This window comes from Paraburkholderia terricola (assembly GCF_003330825.1).
Lineage (GTDB): Bacteria > Pseudomonadota > Gammaproteobacteria > Burkholderiales > Burkholderiaceae > Paraburkholderia > Paraburkholderia terricola.
The window spans coordinates 2,400,645-2,417,979 of record NZ_CP024942.1 but is presented as its reverse complement, the minus strand read 5'-3'; the positions used below and the strand labels follow the sequence as shown (position 1 = coordinate 2,417,979).

At 62.1% G+C, this 17,335-nt stretch carries 18 protein-coding genes and 3 pseudogenes; 14 read left to right on the top strand and 7 right to left on the bottom strand.

Annotation, left to right across the window (positions count from 1 at the left end; genetic code table 11):
• The first annotated feature begins 16 nt into the window (after positions 1-16).
• The 3 genes from CUJ90_RS29430 to CUJ90_RS29420 all read left to right on the top strand — a co-directional run bounded on the left by CUJ90_RS29430 (position 17) and on the right by CUJ90_RS29420 (position 2,628).
• Positions 17-820: a CDP-diacylglycerol diphosphatase gene (locus CUJ90_RS29430; RefSeq protein WP_114164734.1), complete on the top strand. Its 804-nt coding sequence runs from the start codon at positions 17-19 to the stop codon at positions 818-820.
• 163 nt (positions 821-983) lie between these two features.
• On the top strand, positions 984-2,072 hold the full coding sequence (locus CUJ90_RS29425; protein WP_114164466.1) for a fatty acid desaturase: 1,089 nt from the start codon (positions 984-986) through the stop codon (positions 2,070-2,072).
• Positions 2,017-2,628: a tyrosine-type recombinase/integrase gene (locus CUJ90_RS29420; protein ID WP_083086321.1), complete on the top strand. Its 612-nt coding sequence runs from the start codon at positions 2,017-2,019 to the stop codon at positions 2,626-2,628. Before CUJ90_RS29425 ends, CUJ90_RS29420 begins: the two co-directional genes overlap by 56 nt.
• A 167-nt stretch (positions 2,629-2,795) precedes the next feature.
• Here the strand turns inward: CUJ90_RS29420 and CUJ90_RS29415 are convergent.
• Positions 2,796-3,311: pseudogene (locus CUJ90_RS29415) on the bottom strand (transposase); the annotation flags it as partial.
• Positions 3,312-3,318: 7 nt separating this feature from the next.
• On the opposite strand from CUJ90_RS29415, the gene CUJ90_RS29410 reads away from it, so the two are divergent.
• Entirely contained in the window at positions 3,319-4,425 is a 1,107-nt protein-coding gene (locus CUJ90_RS29410; protein WP_114164465.1) for a hypothetical protein, read from the top strand.
• Positions 4,426-4,452: 27 nt separating this feature from the next.
• Here CUJ90_RS29410 and CUJ90_RS32735 read toward each other — a convergent pair whose 3' ends face one another.
• Positions 4,453-4,701 carry a hypothetical protein gene (locus CUJ90_RS32735; RefSeq protein WP_161553735.1) on the bottom strand — a complete coding sequence of 83 codons (249 nt, stop codon included), beginning with the start codon at positions 4,699-4,701 and terminating at the stop codon, positions 4,453-4,455.
• A 412-nt stretch (positions 4,702-5,113) separates the two neighbouring features.
• Between CUJ90_RS32735 and CUJ90_RS33510 the strand changes: the two genes are divergently transcribed.
• The 5 genes from CUJ90_RS33510 (at position 5,114) to CUJ90_RS29385 (ending at position 8,306) form a co-directional block, all read left to right on the top strand.
• On the top strand, positions 5,114-5,614 hold the full coding sequence (locus CUJ90_RS33510; protein ID WP_244220070.1) for a cupin domain-containing protein: 501 nt from the start codon (positions 5,114-5,116) through the stop codon (positions 5,612-5,614).
• A complete protein-coding gene (locus CUJ90_RS33505) occupies positions 5,508-6,089 on the top strand; it encodes a helix-turn-helix domain-containing protein (RefSeq protein ID WP_227470944.1) in 582 nt (193 codons plus the stop codon). The genes CUJ90_RS33510 and CUJ90_RS33505 overlap by 107 nt, the downstream gene beginning before the upstream one ends.
• A 268-nt stretch (positions 6,090-6,357) precedes the next feature.
• Positions 6,358-6,780: a hypothetical protein gene (locus CUJ90_RS29395; protein ID WP_083086316.1), complete on the top strand. Its 423-nt coding sequence runs from the start codon at positions 6,358-6,360 to the stop codon at positions 6,778-6,780.
• 522 nt (positions 6,781-7,302) lie between these two features.
• Entirely contained in the window at positions 7,303-7,494 is a 192-nt protein-coding gene (locus CUJ90_RS29390) for a hypothetical protein (RefSeq protein ID WP_073431894.1), read from the top strand.
• Positions 7,495-7,682: 188 nt separating this feature from the next.
• A complete protein-coding gene (locus CUJ90_RS29385) occupies positions 7,683-8,306 on the top strand; it encodes an SET domain-containing protein (protein ID WP_084561507.1) in 624 nt (207 codons plus the stop codon).
• 407 nt (positions 8,307-8,713) lie between these two features.
• On the opposite strand, the gene CUJ90_RS32730 is transcribed toward CUJ90_RS29385, so the two are convergent.
• On the bottom strand, positions 8,714-8,851 hold the full coding sequence (locus CUJ90_RS32730) for a hypothetical protein (RefSeq protein ID WP_159442604.1): 138 nt from the start codon (positions 8,849-8,851) through the stop codon (positions 8,714-8,716).
• Between the two features lie 881 nt (positions 8,852-9,732).
• Here CUJ90_RS32730 and CUJ90_RS29380 point away from each other — a divergent pair.
• Positions 9,733-9,936: pseudogene (locus CUJ90_RS29380) on the top strand (DUF932 domain-containing protein); the annotation flags it as partial.
• Between the two features lie 280 nt (positions 9,937-10,216).
• Here CUJ90_RS29380 and CUJ90_RS29375 read toward each other — a convergent pair.
• Entirely contained in the window at positions 10,217-11,236 is a 1,020-nt protein-coding gene (locus CUJ90_RS29375) for an IS110 family RNA-guided transposase (RefSeq protein WP_114164464.1), read from the bottom strand.
• Between the two features lie 120 nt (positions 11,237-11,356).
• Between CUJ90_RS29375 and CUJ90_RS29370 the strand changes: the two are divergent.
• From CUJ90_RS29370 to CUJ90_RS29355, 4 genes and pseudogenes are all read left to right on the top strand, one after another.
• Positions 11,357-11,995, top strand: a pseudogene (locus CUJ90_RS29370) (DUF932 domain-containing protein); the annotation flags it as partial.
• Positions 11,996-12,119: 124 nt separating this feature from the next.
• Positions 12,120-14,378, top strand: a complete 2,259-nt coding sequence (locus CUJ90_RS29365; RefSeq protein WP_114164462.1) for a ParB/RepB/Spo0J family partition protein — start codon at positions 12,120-12,122, stop codon at positions 14,376-14,378.
• Positions 14,379-14,473: 95 nt separating this feature from the next.
• The gene (locus tag CUJ90_RS29360) at positions 14,474-14,719 is read left to right on the top strand and encodes a hypothetical protein (protein WP_073431892.1); all 246 of its coding nucleotides are present in this window, start codon (positions 14,474-14,476) and stop codon (positions 14,717-14,719) included.
• Positions 14,720-14,868: 149 nt separating this feature from the next.
• On the top strand, positions 14,869-15,051 hold the full coding sequence (locus CUJ90_RS29355; protein ID WP_073431891.1) for a DUF6900 domain-containing protein: 183 nt from the start codon (positions 14,869-14,871) through the stop codon (positions 15,049-15,051).
• A 268-nt stretch (positions 15,052-15,319) separates the two neighbouring features.
• Here CUJ90_RS29355 and CUJ90_RS29350 read toward each other — a convergent pair whose 3' ends face one another.
• Genes CUJ90_RS29350 through CUJ90_RS29340 form a run of 3 tightly spaced genes read right to left on the bottom strand, consistent with a single transcriptional unit; the run spans position 15,320 to position 17,201 of the window.
• Positions 15,320-16,042, bottom strand: coding sequence for a hypothetical protein (locus CUJ90_RS29350; RefSeq protein ID WP_083086309.1), 723 nt, complete (start codon positions 16,040-16,042; stop codon positions 15,320-15,322).
• The gene (locus CUJ90_RS29345; RefSeq protein WP_073431889.1) at positions 16,035-16,739 is read right to left on the bottom strand and encodes a nucleotide-binding protein; all 705 of its coding nucleotides are present in this window, start codon (positions 16,737-16,739) and stop codon (positions 16,035-16,037) included. Before CUJ90_RS29345 ends, CUJ90_RS29350 begins: the two co-directional genes overlap by 8 nt.
• Positions 16,740-16,748: 9 nt before the next feature.
• Positions 16,749-17,201 carry a hypothetical protein gene (locus tag CUJ90_RS29340; RefSeq protein ID WP_073431888.1) on the bottom strand — a complete coding sequence of 151 codons (453 nt, stop codon included), beginning with the start codon at positions 17,199-17,201 and terminating at the stop codon, positions 16,749-16,751.
• Between the last annotated feature and the right edge of the window lie 134 nt (positions 17,202-17,335).

Here is a 17,335-nt window from a genome sequence, read left to right as displayed (position 1 = left end):
GCCGATGACACTGCCGATGAGAACAACGACAAGCGATACGCTCGCCTCCGCCCGCACCAGGCGGCCCCTGTTGCGCAGCGCGGCCGCATGGGCCGCGGCACTCGTCGTCGCGCTCGCCGCCGGCGCGTGCGCGCGCCTCGCCGCGGTCGACTCCAATGCGTTGTGGAAGATCGTCGATCTGCGCTGCGTGCCGTCGCAACAGGCCACCGGCACGCCGGGCCAATGCACCGCCGTCGATCTCGACAAGCGCTATGCGATTCTGAAAGATATCGTCGGCCGCTCGCAGTATCTGCTGATTCCGACCGACCGCGTCACCGGTATCGAAAGCCCGCTCCTGTTCGCGCCGCATGCGCGCGACTATTGGGCCGACGCGTGGGCGGCGCGGCGTTATGTCGAGAAGTCGGTCAAGCGCTCGCTGCCCGACAACCAACTCGGCCTCGAAATCAACTCGAAGTACCGCCGCACGCAAAACCAGCTGCATATCCATATCGATTGCATGCATGCCGAGGTGAGCGCCGCGCTCGCGCGTCACGCGAAAGACGCCCCCGGCGAATGGCGCTGGGATACGCTCAACGGCAACCGCTACCGGATCATGCGCGTCACCACCCTCATGCAAGCAGGCAATCCGTTCAGCCTCGTCGCGCGAGACAATCAGAATGTCGAGGCGATGGCCATGCAAACCATCCTCGTGACGGGCGCGGGAGCATTCGCCGACAAGGACGGCTGGCTCGTCGTGAACAGCGGCATGGAGGTCGACAACGGCACCGGCTCGGCGGAAGGCTTGCTCGACCACGCGTGCCGCGTGGCGGACGGCGCCTGAGCGCCGGTCGCTTCGTCATTGCAGCGCCCGTGTAGCCCGTGTAGCGTGGCGCAAGCGGTTGCCTATGCACGATCGGGCAGATGCATTGCCGAACAAAATGGTTCTGCTGCCGCGCATTGGTCCGTAGGATCGGTCCAAACATGCACTCCGACCGATCCGGCTCATGGCGACTTACCTCGACGATACGCAACGCAAGGCGCTCGCCCGGCTGGCGACAAGCTGGACGTGGCGCACTCAATGGCCCACGTGGACGCTGATCGTCACGATCTACAGCGGATGGTTCGGGGTGGCGACGCATGCGCGCGATTTCGGCTTGCCGCTGACCACGGTGCTGCTCGCCTTGTTCGGCACGTGGTACATGTCCTTGCAGCACGAACTGCTGCACGGTCATCCGACCCGTTCGCCGTTCGTCAACGCCCTGCTCGGCGTCGCGCCGCTGGCGGTGTGGTTTCCCTACGGCGTTTATCGTGATTCGCATCTTCAGCATCACGACGATCCGCATCTGACGAATCCGCAGCGCGATCCTGAAAGCTATTTCGTCAGCCACCGCATGTGGCAACGCGCGCCTCGGCCAATTCGCATGCTGCTGACGTTGCGCAATACGTTTATCGGGCGTCTGCTGGTCGGCCCGGCATTCGCTATCGCGGCATCGGGCGTGGATGCGTTCCGAAAGATCAATCGCGGCGATTGGCGCGACGTGCCGGCATGGCTCGCGCATTTCGCCATGCTGGCCGCGCTCACGTTCTGGCTGCAACGATCATGCGGAATACCGGCATGGGTGTTTATCCTCGGCGCGGGGTACGGGTCGTTGTCGCTGGGCTCGATCCGCTCGTTTCAGGAACATCGCGCGGCGCATGCTTGCGAACATCGCACGGTCATTAACGAAGCCGCGTGGTGCTGGCGGCTGCTGTTTCTGAACAACAACTATCATCTGGTTCATCATGATCTGCCGCACGTGCCGTGGTTTGCACTTCGACAGGTTTATGAAACCTCCCGCCAGCACTACATCGATCGATCTGGAGGCTTTCTGGTCAAGGGTTACAGCGAATGGTTCAGGCTCTACGTGTTCGCTCCGGTTGCAAGTCCGGTTTATGGAGACCTGTCCCGCTTGATCCCGAACGACCCCACTGCTTCCCGCAGATTTGCGGGTAAATTGCGGGTAAAATTCATGGTAGTTGTCCGTCAAGGTGAACTCCATGAAGCTGACCTACCTACTCCTGCTGAACGCCAAACCGCAAGACAAGCCCTATAAGCTCCGTGACCGCGACTCCATGTACATGCGGGTGTCGACTTCGGGTTCGAAGGCATGGAAATTTGACTACCGGCTGGATGGCAAGGATTGCAGTTATACACTTGGGCGATTCCCTGATCTGTCGATAAGCGACGCCCGCCAACGTCGCAACGAAGCGGCCAAGCTGGTGGCGTCCGGCATCCACCCCAAGGCCTATGAGAAGCAGTTGCAACTGCAGACGATCACACACAACAAGAATACCTTTTGGTCCGTCTGCGAGGACTGGATTGAAGAAAATCGCGACAGGTGGAGCGAATACTACTGCGGGCAGGCCATACGCTTTCTCTCACGCTATGTGAAAGATTCGCCGCTCGGGAAGATGCCCGCACGCGATATCAAGGTGGCCCACGTCTATGACCTGCTGCAGTCGATTGCCAAGCGCAAATCCCTTTCAGGTGATGAACGCAAGGCCGGGGGTGCGCCGCACATTGCAGTGCGACTGCGTCAGCACCTTAACGCAATTTTCAGGCTGGCGATTATCAGCGGGCGAGCCGATAACAACCGATTGCGGCTCTGAAGGTCTCAGACGTACTGACACTTCCAGCTACGCGTCACAATCGTGCGCTAGAGACCGATGAACTGATATGACTTTCCGTGTCAATTGGAATCGGTTTTCGTTTTCCTTTGGTGGATGCATGAATTTCCTGGAGGCGGCGTAGCAGTAAGTCTCGACGGTGGATCGCACTGAATTTCCGGACTCACGCGTACCGGGTATCTGTAGCTCCAGGCGGCCTCGACGAGCAGCTTTCTTGCATAGCTGTTACCGTTCTTCGTGATGCTGCCCTAGCGCCGCCGCTCACCCGAAGAATGTTCTGACGGCGTCACGCCCAGCCAGGCCATCAGCTGGCGCGGGTGCTCGAAGCGGGAGAAGTCCCCCAATTCGGAAAGCATGCCCACGGCGGTGATGAACTGTATGCCGCGCATGGTCTGCAGACCCAGAATGGCCGGATAGAATCGCCAGCCGACGACAGCTTCGTGCAAGGTCGCCTCGAGGCGCTCACATTGCGCAAACCTGTCTTCAATCGTGCGACGGCACTCGTCGAAGGCCAGTTGCTGCCAGTGGTTTGGAAATGCAAATACGCTTATCCATCGCCGGTGCGCGGGACCCCAGTTGGCGTTACCTGAGTAGCGGACTCCATGCGATAGCAGGAAGGACTTCAATCGCTGGCGGGCCTGTCTGAGATCTGCTTTCGCTGCCGCCTACCCAATGAGCTGGGCCGACTTTCATACACAAAGCGAACTATTGGCCTCTGAGGCATTCGTCGCGTTAAGAGCCGGAAACGCAAGTTCCGCGGAAGCTTTGTACGCGAACGCTGCGGAATTGGAGGAGACAGCACTCCACGCTGTCGAGTCCGGCAAGCCTCGCACCTTGGGAATCACCGCGGTAAGCGCGGTGTCGCTCTGGTTCAAGGCACGAGCCTATCGGCGGGCGGAACAGCTTGCCTGTCTGATGCTCGGCAATAACGCCTTGCCTGAATTCGCAGCAGATAACCTGCGGTTGCTGATTCAGGCAATCTGGACCGAGCAGTCGAAACTTCAAGCAGGAGTTACGTTTCTTCCGGGGCAGGTGATGATCTCCGTGAAGGGTGGAGAGGTGGTTACCGGCGGAGCACCTCTAGATCTGATTGTCGATAAGGTACAAACGGTTCAATCGATTTTCTACCGGACCATTGAATTTTTGAAGAACATGCCCCATCGCTCGCGCGGAGGACCGCAACGATCAATTCAGGAAGCCTGCCGACCCTGGCTATTTCAGGCGCCCCCTGGAAGCTACCAATTCTCAGTCGCCATCCAGGAGCCAGCACAGAAGGATTTTTTCGACGAAGCCATTAAGCCTGATGAGGTTGCCCTTCATTTTTTAGCGGTTCTCAAGGCCTCGTCCTCCAATGAACGTGAAGCACTTGAAAAACTCATCCCGGATCGGGAATATCGGGCCACCTTCCTGAAACTGACGCGCAACCTAGCCCCCACCGGGAAGTCGTTTGAGCGTCTGGAAATCAAGGCAGCGGGCGAATCAGGAGGAGTCGTTCTCGCTCCAGAAAACCGGACCCTGATTAACCAGTCCTTACGTGAACAGAAGCCGCCTGTCTCATCCCAAGGGGAAGCGACAACGGTTGTCGGCACCCTGCGTGCGGTCCATCTGGATAAGGACTGGCTGGATCTCAACATGAGCGGAAAATCTGTCCACATTGACGGCGTCAAGGACTCCATTGATGACATCATCGGTCCCATGGTGAACAAGCAGGTAGTCGTGCATGTCCTCAAGCTACCCAAGGGCAAATTGAAGTTCGTCGACATTGAGCTGGAGGAGTAAGGCACGGCACGCGCATAACCGGGACATTCAAACCGGGGCACGCCAGACTTCTGAGAGATCGTCGGCAAGGTCTGCAAACGGGTTCGGCAGGATGCGGCGGGCCGCGAAGTTTCCGATCATGGCCGCGTTCGGATAGTGGAGCGCCAATCGTCGCGTTGCTGCGACGTAATACGCTCCGGAGGTCAGCATATCGCCAAACACGAAGATATGGGTTGGCTGATTCCCCACATTGCCGACGCGGGCGTCGAAGCTGAGATCCTGTGTACGGCGGCCCAACGGTTGAGCCCATCGCCGGGATAGGCGGACATCCGCTTTTTCCGTGCGGTCTCGATCAACCGCATGACGAACCCGAGCTTCGTCTTGTCATGTACAGAGGGCGGCAGTCAAACGACCGTGGCGTTCACGCCGGTCCGCGCGAGATCCAGTGCTGCCTGCTCGGATCGCGCCCTCGCGCCGCCTACGGCAGCGCAATCGGCATCGTCAGTTTCCTGGGCCGCCCGCCCCGGCGCCATCGCCATGGTCGGAAAGGCGATGACAAGAGAGCCCTTTCGTTCCGAGTGCCTCGCCGAACGTCTCGATGGCGCGCTGATCCGCACCGACGGCGGCAGCCGCGAATCGCTCGACGATACGCACCGGGGGGCCGCCGAACAGTTCGATACACTCGTCCCGCAGGTCAAGGGGCCGTATCGTGACCCACAACGGCGGCGGCGAATTCCTCAGCGTCGGCGGATATTTCACGCTGGCCGACGGTCAGGCCGATCTGCTTTTAAACGTGCTCCCCCCGGTCATCCGCGTTCGGGAGGAATTAGGCCCGTCAACGCTGCGATGGCGTATCGAGCACATGAGAGAGGAGTTGCGCGAAGCGCAGCCGGGCAGCGGCATCGTCGCGCAGCAGTTGGCTACCCTCGTGCTCGTGCAAGCGTTGCGGTTGCAGCTTGCAGGCGCGCGTAACGAAGCCGTCGGCTGGCTTTTCGCGCTCACGGATAAACGGAAACGCACGGCGATCAACGCCATGCACGAGACGCCCGGGGCGAAATGGACTCTACAAGCGCTGGCCGAGCATGTCGCGCACGAGTTTCGCCATCCGGTTCAAGGAATTCGTCGGGCTCTCGCCGACGGACTATCTGACGCGTTGGCGTATGACCTTGGCCACTGCCAGGCTGACGCACTCGCGCGACTCGGTCGCTGAAATCGGCCTCGCGCCCGGGTACGAATCGGAAAAGTCCTTCAGCGCAGCCTTCAAACGGATTATGAAGTGCGCCCCCCCGCCAGTATGGCCGCCGGCGGCCCCCGTACGCGTGAGGGCGAACTGCGACGTCACGCTCTGCGGCATTGCCAGCGACTTCCTGCTAATTTACTCCCCTCAGCTGTATTCATGCGCTGTGACGTGCGCACAATGCGGACGTTCGCCGATTAGTCGGGATCGCGCTGCGGACGGTGCTGTGTGCTTGCCGGGCATAATAGCGGCAGACCGGACATGGCTCGCACGTTCGCCTTTGCTCCTGCTTCGGATCTCCTGCGCCCATCCCACCGGAATCCTTCTTCATGCAACGAAACGACACCGCCTGCAACGTCCCCTAGCCAGCGCTAGCATGAAGCACCGGCCGTTCACACGCATCTGCTGGCGAACGCCGGCATCGCGTTCAACGGTGACCATCCGCTGAATATCTGGGTATCCGATCCTGACGTCTAGGCGCCTAATCGAAGCCAGCGCGCGGTCTGAAGGCCGATCAGGAAGAACGATTATTTTGCGGGCGGCGGGAAAACTGCATCCCGGAACTTTTTCTTGACCCGCACGATTGCCACGCCCCTGTTGCACCCGCGGCCTGCGGGTCTTGTGCGTGCCGTAAAATGCGCCGACAGACTGAAAATTATTCTATGGAACCGACTCCAAGACAACGCAAGTCCAAGCAGACTGGCGGTAGGCGGCCGATGACGCGCGACATGTTGTTGCCGCTCCCGGCGACGATCTGGCGTCGTCGCTCACTCGAGCACCATCTGGCTCTTGCCGCGTTGCGCTCCGGGAACTGCAATATCGAACTGATCGGCCGGTTGTTCAGGACCGTGTACCTCGCCTATTTCGTTCATGCGACGTTGAATGGTCGTCGCTCCCTCGGATCTTTCCGGATCTCCGAGGCAGCGCTGCACGCTATCGCGGCGCGCATCAAGGCCGCAAGCGACTGGTCGCTACCTGAAGCTGACGGGCGAGCCCTTGAACACGTTTTGTCGCTGCACGACGAACAGCTCTCGACACTCCCCTCGCATCGGATTACACAAGCCAATGAACAGTTGAACGTTTTTCTTGCCACCGACGCGTTGTCGCCGATTGCGCCAAACGACGATGAAGACATCTGAATCGCCAGGTCCCCGACGCACACGTCGGGCCATCGTCCGATACACAGGAAGAACTCACGCCACGCTGCCTCTGGGCCACGATCTGGCTTTCAGACCGAGCACCCTGCCAGACCGAAGGACACCGTGCGTCGTGAGACCAGTCAGCTTGGTGCGGGTATATGGACAGGCGATCCGCCCGCGCCTCCCCCGGGCGGCAGGTCCCTTGCGAACGAGTCATTGTCCCGGGTCCGGGTACCGCACAAGTAAGTAGCGCGAGCACGTCCGATAAGGCCGTGAAACTGCCCGGGCACGGCTCCTCCCGCTTCCTCGATATGTATGCTGGCGTCGTGCAGTGCCTTTCTGGCTATGCGCCCCGCTGCAACACTTTGCACAGGCGGAGTCTTAACCTCGGAATTTCGCCGGCCATTGGAGCTCCCCTCTCTCTCTGCATTCGCCGGAAGCCGGCTGCTCGATCACCAATCGTCACGCCAACTGCTGATAGAATCAGTAGCACAGAGAATATCCGTCGGAGCGCGGCTGATCATGGAGTACCGAGTCAGTTTTGAGCACAGTCTGGCAAGCGCCCCCAATGACTTTATCGCGCGTATCACCTCGCATCGGGTCGACGACGTCCCCGCGAACATTCCACGCGCCCTGCTCGCCGAATTCATCGCAGACCTGATCCTGAAACGGTCACCCCAGATCGGCAGGATCCGTGACCTGAGAATACTGTAGCGCTTCCCGGCCACACGGCCAACTGCTCCGCCGCCCGGTTAACGCCGCGCGGCTGTTTCCCTGCCATCGTCTGCGTTGACGTAGGTAACACGCTGCACCGGCTGCAACGGAAATTTCGGTCGTGCAATCCATGTTTCTTCCGCGGGTCGATTACGTCGGCCCCCGCAACCGTATCGACGATGCCCCTGATGAACGCCCTTGATACCTTCCCGGTGAAACATGCCAATGTCCTGCGTCCCCGCAGCCGGATTACTGTGCGGCGGTCGCCCGTTCACGGCAGAGGGGTGTTCGCGACGTGCGCGCTTGTGGCCGGCGAACTCATCTGTGAGTACCTGGGCGAACGGATCTCATGGGACGAGGCTCTGCTCCGTCACCCGCGCGATCCGGCACAGCCGGATCACACCTTCTACTTCGACGTCGGCAACGGTACCGTCATCGACGGGGCGATCGGCGGTAACAGTGCCAGATGGATCAACCATGCATGCCGTCCCAACTGTGAAGCCGCGGACCGCGACGGCCGGATCTTCATTCGCACCGTGAACCCGGTGCCCGCCGGCGAAGAACTGTGCATCGATTACGCGCTCTTCGTCGAAGGACGGCACACCCGTCTGCTTCGGAAGCGGTACGCCTGCCACTGCGGCGCGCCGGACTGCCGGGGAACCATGCTGGCCAGACGGGGAAAGCGGTCATGGAAAGAGCATATTTCAGCGCCTGCCCGTGAGCTGGTCGAGGACAGTGTGCATGCGGATGTGGCAACACGGGCCGCAATCCACATTCGAACGACCATCACGGACACGCTGATCGACGCATAGCGGGAAGCTCCCGATGCTGCTTCGTCATGGAGCAGCGGAATTCACAGGGCGTCGTGCCCGACGTGAACCTCCCGGGCAACGCCGGGGGAGAACACTGACACTTCCGGCATGAGCATGGTCGACACCGCCGATCCCGTCCGGCTGCCTGCGAGCGCGTTGGTCAGGAGAATCCATGTCGCACGCGGGCTGTGCTTCGCACAGCCCTCCCCAGAGTTCCCCCGTGCGGGCGATGCGCCTGCCTCCCGATCTGCTGAACCTCGAACGCCAAAGACGTCATCACGATCTGCCCGAACGCCGCAAGAATCTGCGTCAGCATGCGAACCCGGTCGGTCGCTTTAGGTCGCATTCGTGTGCACGCTTTAGCCACGCGTGAGCAATCGGCATGGGATCTCCCGCCTGCTCACTGTTCAGGCCACTACTTCGCAAACCTCCCAGCGCGTCTTGATGATTGCGCCCACCCGTACGGCCTGCGCGCCCACCGATCGCGCGCGAAATGTCACGGTGACGCCCTGCGCATGCGCGAACGGTCCAATCTCGACCACCATGAGTTCGTGGTCCCGGAACCTGATACGCGATCCGGCGAACGCGCTGGTCCGTGAACGGCTGGGCGCCGGGCCATGCGGTTTCGGTGTAGCACCCTGGGAATGCATACTCAAACCCGCGAGCAGTTCAACATCGGCTGGCAAAGGCATCGGTCGTAAGGGTCTGTTTTCCAGTCCGGCATTCTAGCAACGACGCGGGCGATGCCGGCTCTGTCGGCAGGTACAGGCGCGGGCATAGGCTATCTGTTCGTACATACCTTGAAGATCTCGTCGCAAAGGGGCGTGTCCAGCCGAATGTCGCCACCGCCTGTCATGGCGTTGTCCTCAACGACCAGTGTCAGTGGTTCGGTGCAGCAGGCTGTGTTATCGCAGTCCTGAAACCCTCACTGGGCGCCCCCGCGCCGCGCTGCGGGCGGGCTTTCGTGCTTCGCACCGGGCCGCCGGCGGCGTCCCGGCCCTCCCGGGCTTCAATCCCTGGCGCAAAACCTCAACCCCCGACACCCAAGACCTTTAACCCCCAGTCAGGTGAAGGCCGCAGGCGGCCTCCACATTCGCGCTCGCCGCGCGGCGGCTCATCCCGGTGAAACCCGACGCTTCGCATCCACCAGTCTCCTGGGTTCCCGCCCGACACCCGCGACCGTAGCCGATGGCGGGCAAACATCAAGGGGCGAGGGACCGTGTTGCCCGCACCCCTCCCTCGCCTTTTTTCCTTGACGTTTGCCCGCCACCGGCTCCTTGAGTCGCACGGGCGCGAACTCAGGAGACTGGCGGCGGTAAAGCCAACCCCGGGTTCCACCAGGACGAGCCCAACCCTTACAACGGGGCGGAATCTTGGAGCCCGGTCAGCGCAACACCGATCAACCTCTTTTGTTGTGGAGAGTGCCATGCAACTCGCTTCCTCTTTCCGTTACGGCTCGCCGATGCTCCGCTCCGACTCCCCCCTGTCGGACGACCAGATCCGCCGCGTCGCCCCGTCCATCTTCGCGGACGGCAAGCACGAAAGCCGCTCCGAGCGCTACACCTACATCCCCACCATCAACGTGCTGCGCGGCCTGCGCAACGAAGGCTTCCAGCCGTTCATGGTCTGTATATGAACGCGTCCCGTTTGCGCCAGTGCTTCGTGTGTTCCGACATGGACAGGAAGGTTGCAGCTGTATATCCGGCTTTATCGCAGTCAACATATTTCTGCGAGCCCCGATGAAATCCGCTGATTCACGCCTCATTGCCAGAGCGAGCTTTGAACTCGACAGACCATACAGGTTTCGCGAATCACGGTCCGACCTGCTTTGTCATCACACTCGATTGCCAACGCAACCTTTCAGCATACCGCCTGTACCAAACGCAACTTCTCCGAAATGCTTCCTGTGTTCAGGATGGTTTCACGCTTACGTAATCTCTTTCGTAGGAGCGACCATGAGCAAGTACGGCCCAAATAGTTCGAGCTATCTTGTTCGCCAAGGCTACGACAACTACGTTCAGTGGCCTTCGTTTCTTCAACTCCTCGATCCACGGCGTTGGCACCTTCGCGTGCGTCAGTACTGCCCTTGCACCGTGGATCAGCAGCATACGCAGATAGGTATCGCCACGCTTGCTTATTCCATGGAGGCTTACCTTGCCTCCCGTGCCGGTCTGCTTCGGTACCAGCCCAGCCCAAGCGGCAAATTCACGGCCCGACTTGAAGGCCTTCGGATCGCCCATCATTGCAACTGCTGCCGTTGCCGTCAGCAGACCGACGCCCGGGATTTCGAAGATCGCTTTCACCGCTCGATCTTCTTTCTTCCATTCGCGCAATCGCCTTTCGATCGTCGAGATTTCTTCGCCCATCTTTTCGATTCGCGACCATTGATCGCGCAGGCTATCGATCAACACTTTTGGCAAACGTTCTTCGATACGGGCGATTGTGTCGGGGATCGCCTTGGCCATCGCCACCCGCCCTGCGCCCATCACTTCCCCAAACTCGGCCAGCATTCCGCGCAGGCAATTGATTTGCATCGTGCGGAACTTCACCAACTGCTCGCGTTGGCGGTGCATCATCAAAACTGCCTGTTGCATCTCCGTTTTCACAGCAACAGCTTTGCTCGGCTGCTGCACCGCCAACCAGATCGCCCGAGCATCCGCCGCATCATTTTTGTTTCGGATATTGAAGGCTTTAACAAATTTGGCTGGCATCAATTTGACTGCGTGTCCCATGGCCGTCAACTGTCTCGCCCAATGATGCGAGCTGCCGCAGGCCTCCATGCCGATCATGCACCTCGATCTATTCGCAAAATACTCGAGAAACTGCGATCGCTTAATCGCCTTGTTTACGATTTCCCCGGTATCCGGGTCTATGTAGTGCACCTGAAACACGTTCTTCGCAATATCGATACCCACAGGCGTAACATTCATTTGTGGATCCTCCGGTTGCCGGGAAATGCTTGCATTTTCCACCTGGGCACATTGATGCCGTTAGCCCGTGAGGATCCACCTTACGCCACAGCTCCCCCATTCGCGGGTGGGACGCGTTCATTTCATTGCCAGACGCGCGTACGCCACGACGACCGCCGCGAATTCACCAGGCACATGATCCGCATGCGGCACGCCGACGAAATCACCGGCGAAGAAGCCAACGAAATCATCCTGCTCAACTCGCACGACGGTACGAGCAGCTACCAGATGCTGGCTGGTGCCTACCGGTTTGTCTGCCAGAACGGCATGGTGGCCGGGGACACCGTGCGCGATATCCGCGTCCCCCACAAGGGCAACATCGTGCAGAACGTCATCAACGGCGCGTTCGACGTGCTCGACGGCTTCGACCTGATCCGCGAACAGAAAGACGGCATGAAGACCCTCACGCTCGAGCACGACGAACAGCACGCGTTCGCGCGCTCCGCGCTTGCGCTGCGCTACGAGCCGACCGACGCAGAAACGCCCGCTCCCATCACCGAAAGCAGCCTGCTCGCCCCGCGCCGCTTCGAAGATCGCCGGGACGACCTCTGGACAGTGTTTCAAAGAGTCCAGGAAAACCTCACCAAAGGCGGGCTACATGGGCGTTCGCGCAGCGGACGCTCCATGTCCACCCGCCCCATCACCGGCATCGACCAGAACGTGAAACTGAACCGTGCGCTGTGGATGCTCGCCGAAGCGATGCGCCAGATGAAGGCGTAAGTACCGCAGGGGCGGCGTTTCCGCGCCGCCCCCCAATTCGATCAGGACTCCTCTTCGGGTCAAGTCCTGATGCGTCCAGCAGCATCCGACCCGGAACCTTCTTTCCAACCTTCTGGAGTCAGTCATGCAAGCCCAAGTTGAAGCCGCCGTGGCAGAAGCCACTGAAACCGCATCGCCGCTCGAAACCAGTTTCGGCAACGAGCAGCCCGTCATCACCGTGCCGTATTCGAGCCTGCGGCCCTCGCCACTCAACGCCCGCACCAAACCCCTTTCGGGTATTCCGGGCCTCGCCGCCAACATCCGCGCCAAGGGCCTTTTGCAGAATCTCGTCTTTCACGAAATGAAGGGCGGACGCGGCAAGCAGCGCCGCTACGGTGTCTGCGCGGGCCAGCGCCGCGAGGCCGCGCTCGACCTGCTGTTCGAACAGAAGCACATCGCTGCGAACTATCCGGTACCGGTGCGCATCGTCAGCGAAGGCGAAGCCCTCGCCATTTCGCTGATTGAGAACAGCGAACGTGAAGGGCTCGACCCGTTCGACGTGCTGCGCGCGTACCGGATGCTGGCCGAGGAAGGGCGCAGCGTCGATTACATCGCTGCGCTGTTCTCCGCGTCGCCGCTCACCGTCAGGCGCCGCATGAAGCTCGCCAACGTGTCACCAAAGCTGCTCGCGCTGCTGCGCGAGGATGCGATCACGCTCGACCAGCTTGCGGCCCTCGCGCTCGCGGACGATCACGAAACGCAGGAACACATCTGGTTCGATGCGAACGACTGGCAACGCCAGCCCAACTATCTGCGGCAGGCCATCACGCGCGCCGAGATCGACGCGAGCCGCAGCCGGCTCGTGCGCTTCGTCGGCGTTGCCGTCTACGAAGCAGCGGCCGGCTACGTTCGCCGCGATCTGTTCAGCGACGACGAAAACGCCGGGTACATTGCCGATGCCGAACTGTTGCAGAAGCTCGTCGCGCAGAAGCTCGACGCCGCCGCAGAGGAAGTGCGCGCAGAAGGATGGGGCTGGATTGAAACACGCGTCGAGCGCGACTTTCTCGAACTGAACCGCTATGGCAGGCTGCGTCCGGTCCAGCGTCCGTACACCGACGACGAACAGCGGCAGATGGACGCGCTCACCGCGCAGCAGGACGAACTCGCCGAAAAGCTGGAGGCGCTGTCGGAGGATGACGAAAACGCCTACGCGGAAGCGGACCGGCTGAACGACGAGATCGAGCGCTTCAATGCCGCCCTCATCGGGCTCGAAAGCGTCGCACTGGTATGGGACGAACAGCAGATGACCGAAGCCGGTGCGTTCGTCATCGTCGGGCCGCAGGGCGAACTCGTCATCGAGCGCGGCCTCGTGCGCCGCGAGAACGCCGACGCGCTCGAAGCCGCAGGTGCGCATGTCACCGGCACGCCCGAAGCCGAAGCGCACGATGCGGTGTGCGCAACAACCCCGAAGGTCAAACCGGTCCACAGCGCAAAGCTCTGCCAGCGCCTCACCGCGCACCGCACCGCCGCCATGCGCGCGGAACTAGCCGCACAGCCCGCCGTGGCGCTCGCCGCACTGCTGCATCACCTGGTCCCGAAGGCGCTGCCCGGGCACTTCGGGCACACGTCCGCGCGTGACTTCCTCGCCCTGACCGGTACGAACAATCACGACGGACTGCTGCGCGCCGCAGACGACCTGGACACCAGCCCCGCATGGAGCGCCATCGAGACCCAACGCGCGCGATGGATCGCGGAACTGCCCGCGAAACCGGCCGACCTGCTGCCCTGGCTCGTCCAGCAGGATCCCGGCACGACGCTGCTCGATCTGCTCGCGTTCTGCACCGGCACCCTGCTTGATGGGATCGCGGGCGAAGAAAGGCCGCATGCAATCAACGCGCTCGTAGGTGCGCTGAACCTCGACATGACCGGGTACTGGACGCCCACCCGCGCCACGTATTTCGACCATGTCAGCAAGGCGCGCATTGCCGAAGTCGTCGCTGCCGCCGTATCGCCGAAGGCCGCAGCCGACCTCGACAAGATGAAGAAGGCTGACGCTGCAGCCGCCGCCGAACTGCGGCTCGCGAAAGTCGCCTGGGTGCCCGAAATCTTCACCGACCGGGAAATCCCTGCCGCACCCTCATGGGAGAGCCGCGACGACGCTGAGGATGAGGATGAGGCCGGGACCGACGGTGCGGACACCGGAGCCGATGCGGAAGAAACGCCGGAAGGCGAGGACGCCGACACGGAAACAGATGCCGGTCACGGCACGGAACACGTCAATGACACCGCGCCCGATGCGTGCGCCGCGCCCGCCTCCGCTAGCGAGCAGTCACCGAGGCCTTTCCCGACCGCTGACAGCATAGGCACCGTGAGTACCGGGCAATCCGGCCCGCTCGCGGCGTAACCCCGCCCCCGCCCTGGCAACGGAGCAGCGCAGGCGGAGCGGCACCCCATCACGCCCTGCCGCCTGCGCATCCCACCTGAACCGGAGAGTCCGTCATGTTCAACCATATCCGCATGGTCGTGCTCGCGACCAACGCCGCGGGTTCGCCCGATCTTTTCCTCACTTCCGTCGAAGCAACCAGCACGCAGTACCAACACGGGCGCCATTACGACATGGCATTGCTGCGCGCCCGCGATGAAGGCTACAGCACTCCGATGATTGCCTTCGACCAGCACGACGCGGCGGCTCGCATGCTCCGCCGCGCCGCAGCGTTCATCGACGGCGACGCCGCCGGGGCCTGATCCGCGCAGGCAGACAGGCCGCCGCCTGCCTGAACCGGGAGCCTGCCCGCGCGGTGCAGCCGGTCCGGACAAAAAACCCTTGAAGTTCCTCCGAAACAACGCGTGAATGATGTCGTCACAACCCAACCGGGAGATCGCCGTAAACGCTTCTGACCTTCCCCGCAAGGCAGCGGCTTGCCGAAATCGCCACAAGGATACTTTGCGTGGAAACCCTCGAAACCCGCCACTCCAACCGGCTCGATTTCTACGATACTGCAGTCTGGTCCATCAGGGCAGCGCTTGAAGCGGCTTACCAGGCCGGTGTCGCTAGCGCGAAATCCGGTGCAGCCTGAACACGACCCCAGCCGCTCGCCATTCGGGTGGTCTCCAATACGACAGGTGCCGAAACGCAGACCGTCCGGGCTTTTTCCGACAGTCGTCACGGTCGCCGCACGCTCGCCGCCTTACCGACGAAGTTCACAACAGCCTGACCTTTGGACTGACCCTGTCCGACGCCGTCGCCAGCGTCATGCAGAAGCAGCCGGCCAGGAAAATCAGCAGCAGGATGTGCCGCCAGTGGGGCTTCGCGCACGGCAAACCCTGACTGACGCGCTTCGTGATTCATTGCGGCTTGACGGAAGGTGATCCCGGCGCGACGTAGCCTGTCCGGGCAGACAGCAGGCCGTCTGCCCGCACCCAGTGGTCCCCTGCCCACCACCCTGCCACGCCGCCGGCGAGAGCCGCCAGCAGCATCACCGCCAGTCCGCCAGCCACCAGCCCGTAGCACGCCCTCGCGAACCGCCGCACAGCGACCCGCTCGAATGACACAAGCGCCGCATCGAGCCGTTGCCGCTGTTCACGTGCCGCGACCGCCGTCGCCGCGACGAGCCGGTTTCCGGCAGCACGCCCAATCCGGTTCGCCGCCCGCTGGGTGAGCGTAGCGAGCGCCTCATCGTTCAGCGCAGCAAGCGCTGCCCGGTAGCGCACCTCGTGCTCGGCGGTCATCTTCTCCGCCAGTGTGATCGTTTCCTTGCAGCGTGCAAGCGCGTCGCGATGCTGCACCATCAGCGCCTGCGTCGCCGCCTGCGCTTCGGCGTGCGCCGCATCGACGCCGCCCGTGCCCGCCTGCCGGATGCGCTCCGGCATCGCCTCGTACAGACGCACGTAGTATTCGAGCGCCGCCAGCACTGACCACAGTGCATCGTTGTCACGCAGGTTCAGCGCCGCCGACACGCGGCGCATGCGCAGCAGGCTTGCGTCGTCCGGCAACTCGCCGCTCACTTCGAGAAACAGCCGCGCGAGCGGATCAGGCGGGCGGGCGCCCCGCGTACGCCGCTCACGCATCGCCTGTCACCTGCGCGAACATCGCGTCATAGCAAGCCCGCCAGCGCAGCAGTTCCGCGCGCTGCCCGATGGGCAGCGTCTCAACCGCCTTGCGTACCGACAGCCGCTGGCTGCGCAGGTCATCGGCAACGCGGTCGGCCAGTTCCGGAAAATCCAGCGAGCGGCCCTTCGCCTCGGTAGTCTTGCGCAGCTTCGAATCGTGATACAGCACGAAGCGTTCAGCCGTACCGTACAGGCCATTGCGCACGACATGCACGGTCGCATCGGGGAACGTATCGCTGAACTGCCGCAGCAGTTCAAGACTGTCGCGCTGCCGGTTGATGACCCAGAACACGACGAGCCGCCGTCCGAGTTCATCAAGCGTACTGCCCAGTGTCGCGCCGTATCGCGTGACGCCGTCCTGATTGCGTGCCGCCGTGCTGACCACCACGACCGCATCGCGATGCGCGTCGCAGTAGTTCACCATGTCGATCCAGCCGCCCGCCGTGTCCAGATCGAATGATGCGCAATCGATTTCATCGTGCACCGCGCGCATCACGTCCGGGTTCGATGTATCGTTTTCCACCAGAACCGTGTTCACGCCCCGGCGTTGCAGGTGATCCACGAGCGCAAGCGCAACCACGCTCTTGCCGACACCGCCCTTGCCTCCGCCGACGAGATAGATGGGATTGACTGTCATGTCGACTGTCGTGTTCATGGCGGCTCCCTACAGATCGTCGGTGTCGGGCCGGATTGCAAATCCGAGCGTGCCCTGCACCGGCGTGGGTTGTCTGGTTACGGTCTTTCCCCCGGCCTTGCGGACCCGATTCCTGGGCGGCGGCGCATCGCGCTGACGCACCGCTGCGACGCCTGCCTGCCCTGCCGCGCGCGCGCCCGGTGAAGGGCCTGCGCCATTCCCGGCACCGCTGCCCCTCCCGGCTGTGCGCAGCGCGTATCGGATCGTTCCCGCCGTGATGTCGATGCCGTGCGGTTTCGCCTGCTCCGCGATCTGCTCCAGTGTGTAGCCCTTCGCCTGCGCCGCGCGTACGCGTGCGCGCATGTCTTTCATCGCATCGCGCACCGTGACGCCATGTTCAGCCTCGGGCTTCTCAGGTAGCGCATCGAGCGCGCGGGCGAACGCCTCCCATTGCGATTTTGTATAGACCCTCGCGACAGGCATGAATCACCCTCCTGCGCACACCATTACGCATCACCGTTCGCACCACCTCCACACCATCCTGCACACAGCGGGCACACGCGTCAACCACCCTTTTCCGCATGGCAAGCGCACATGGGAACACCTGGGAAGCGACG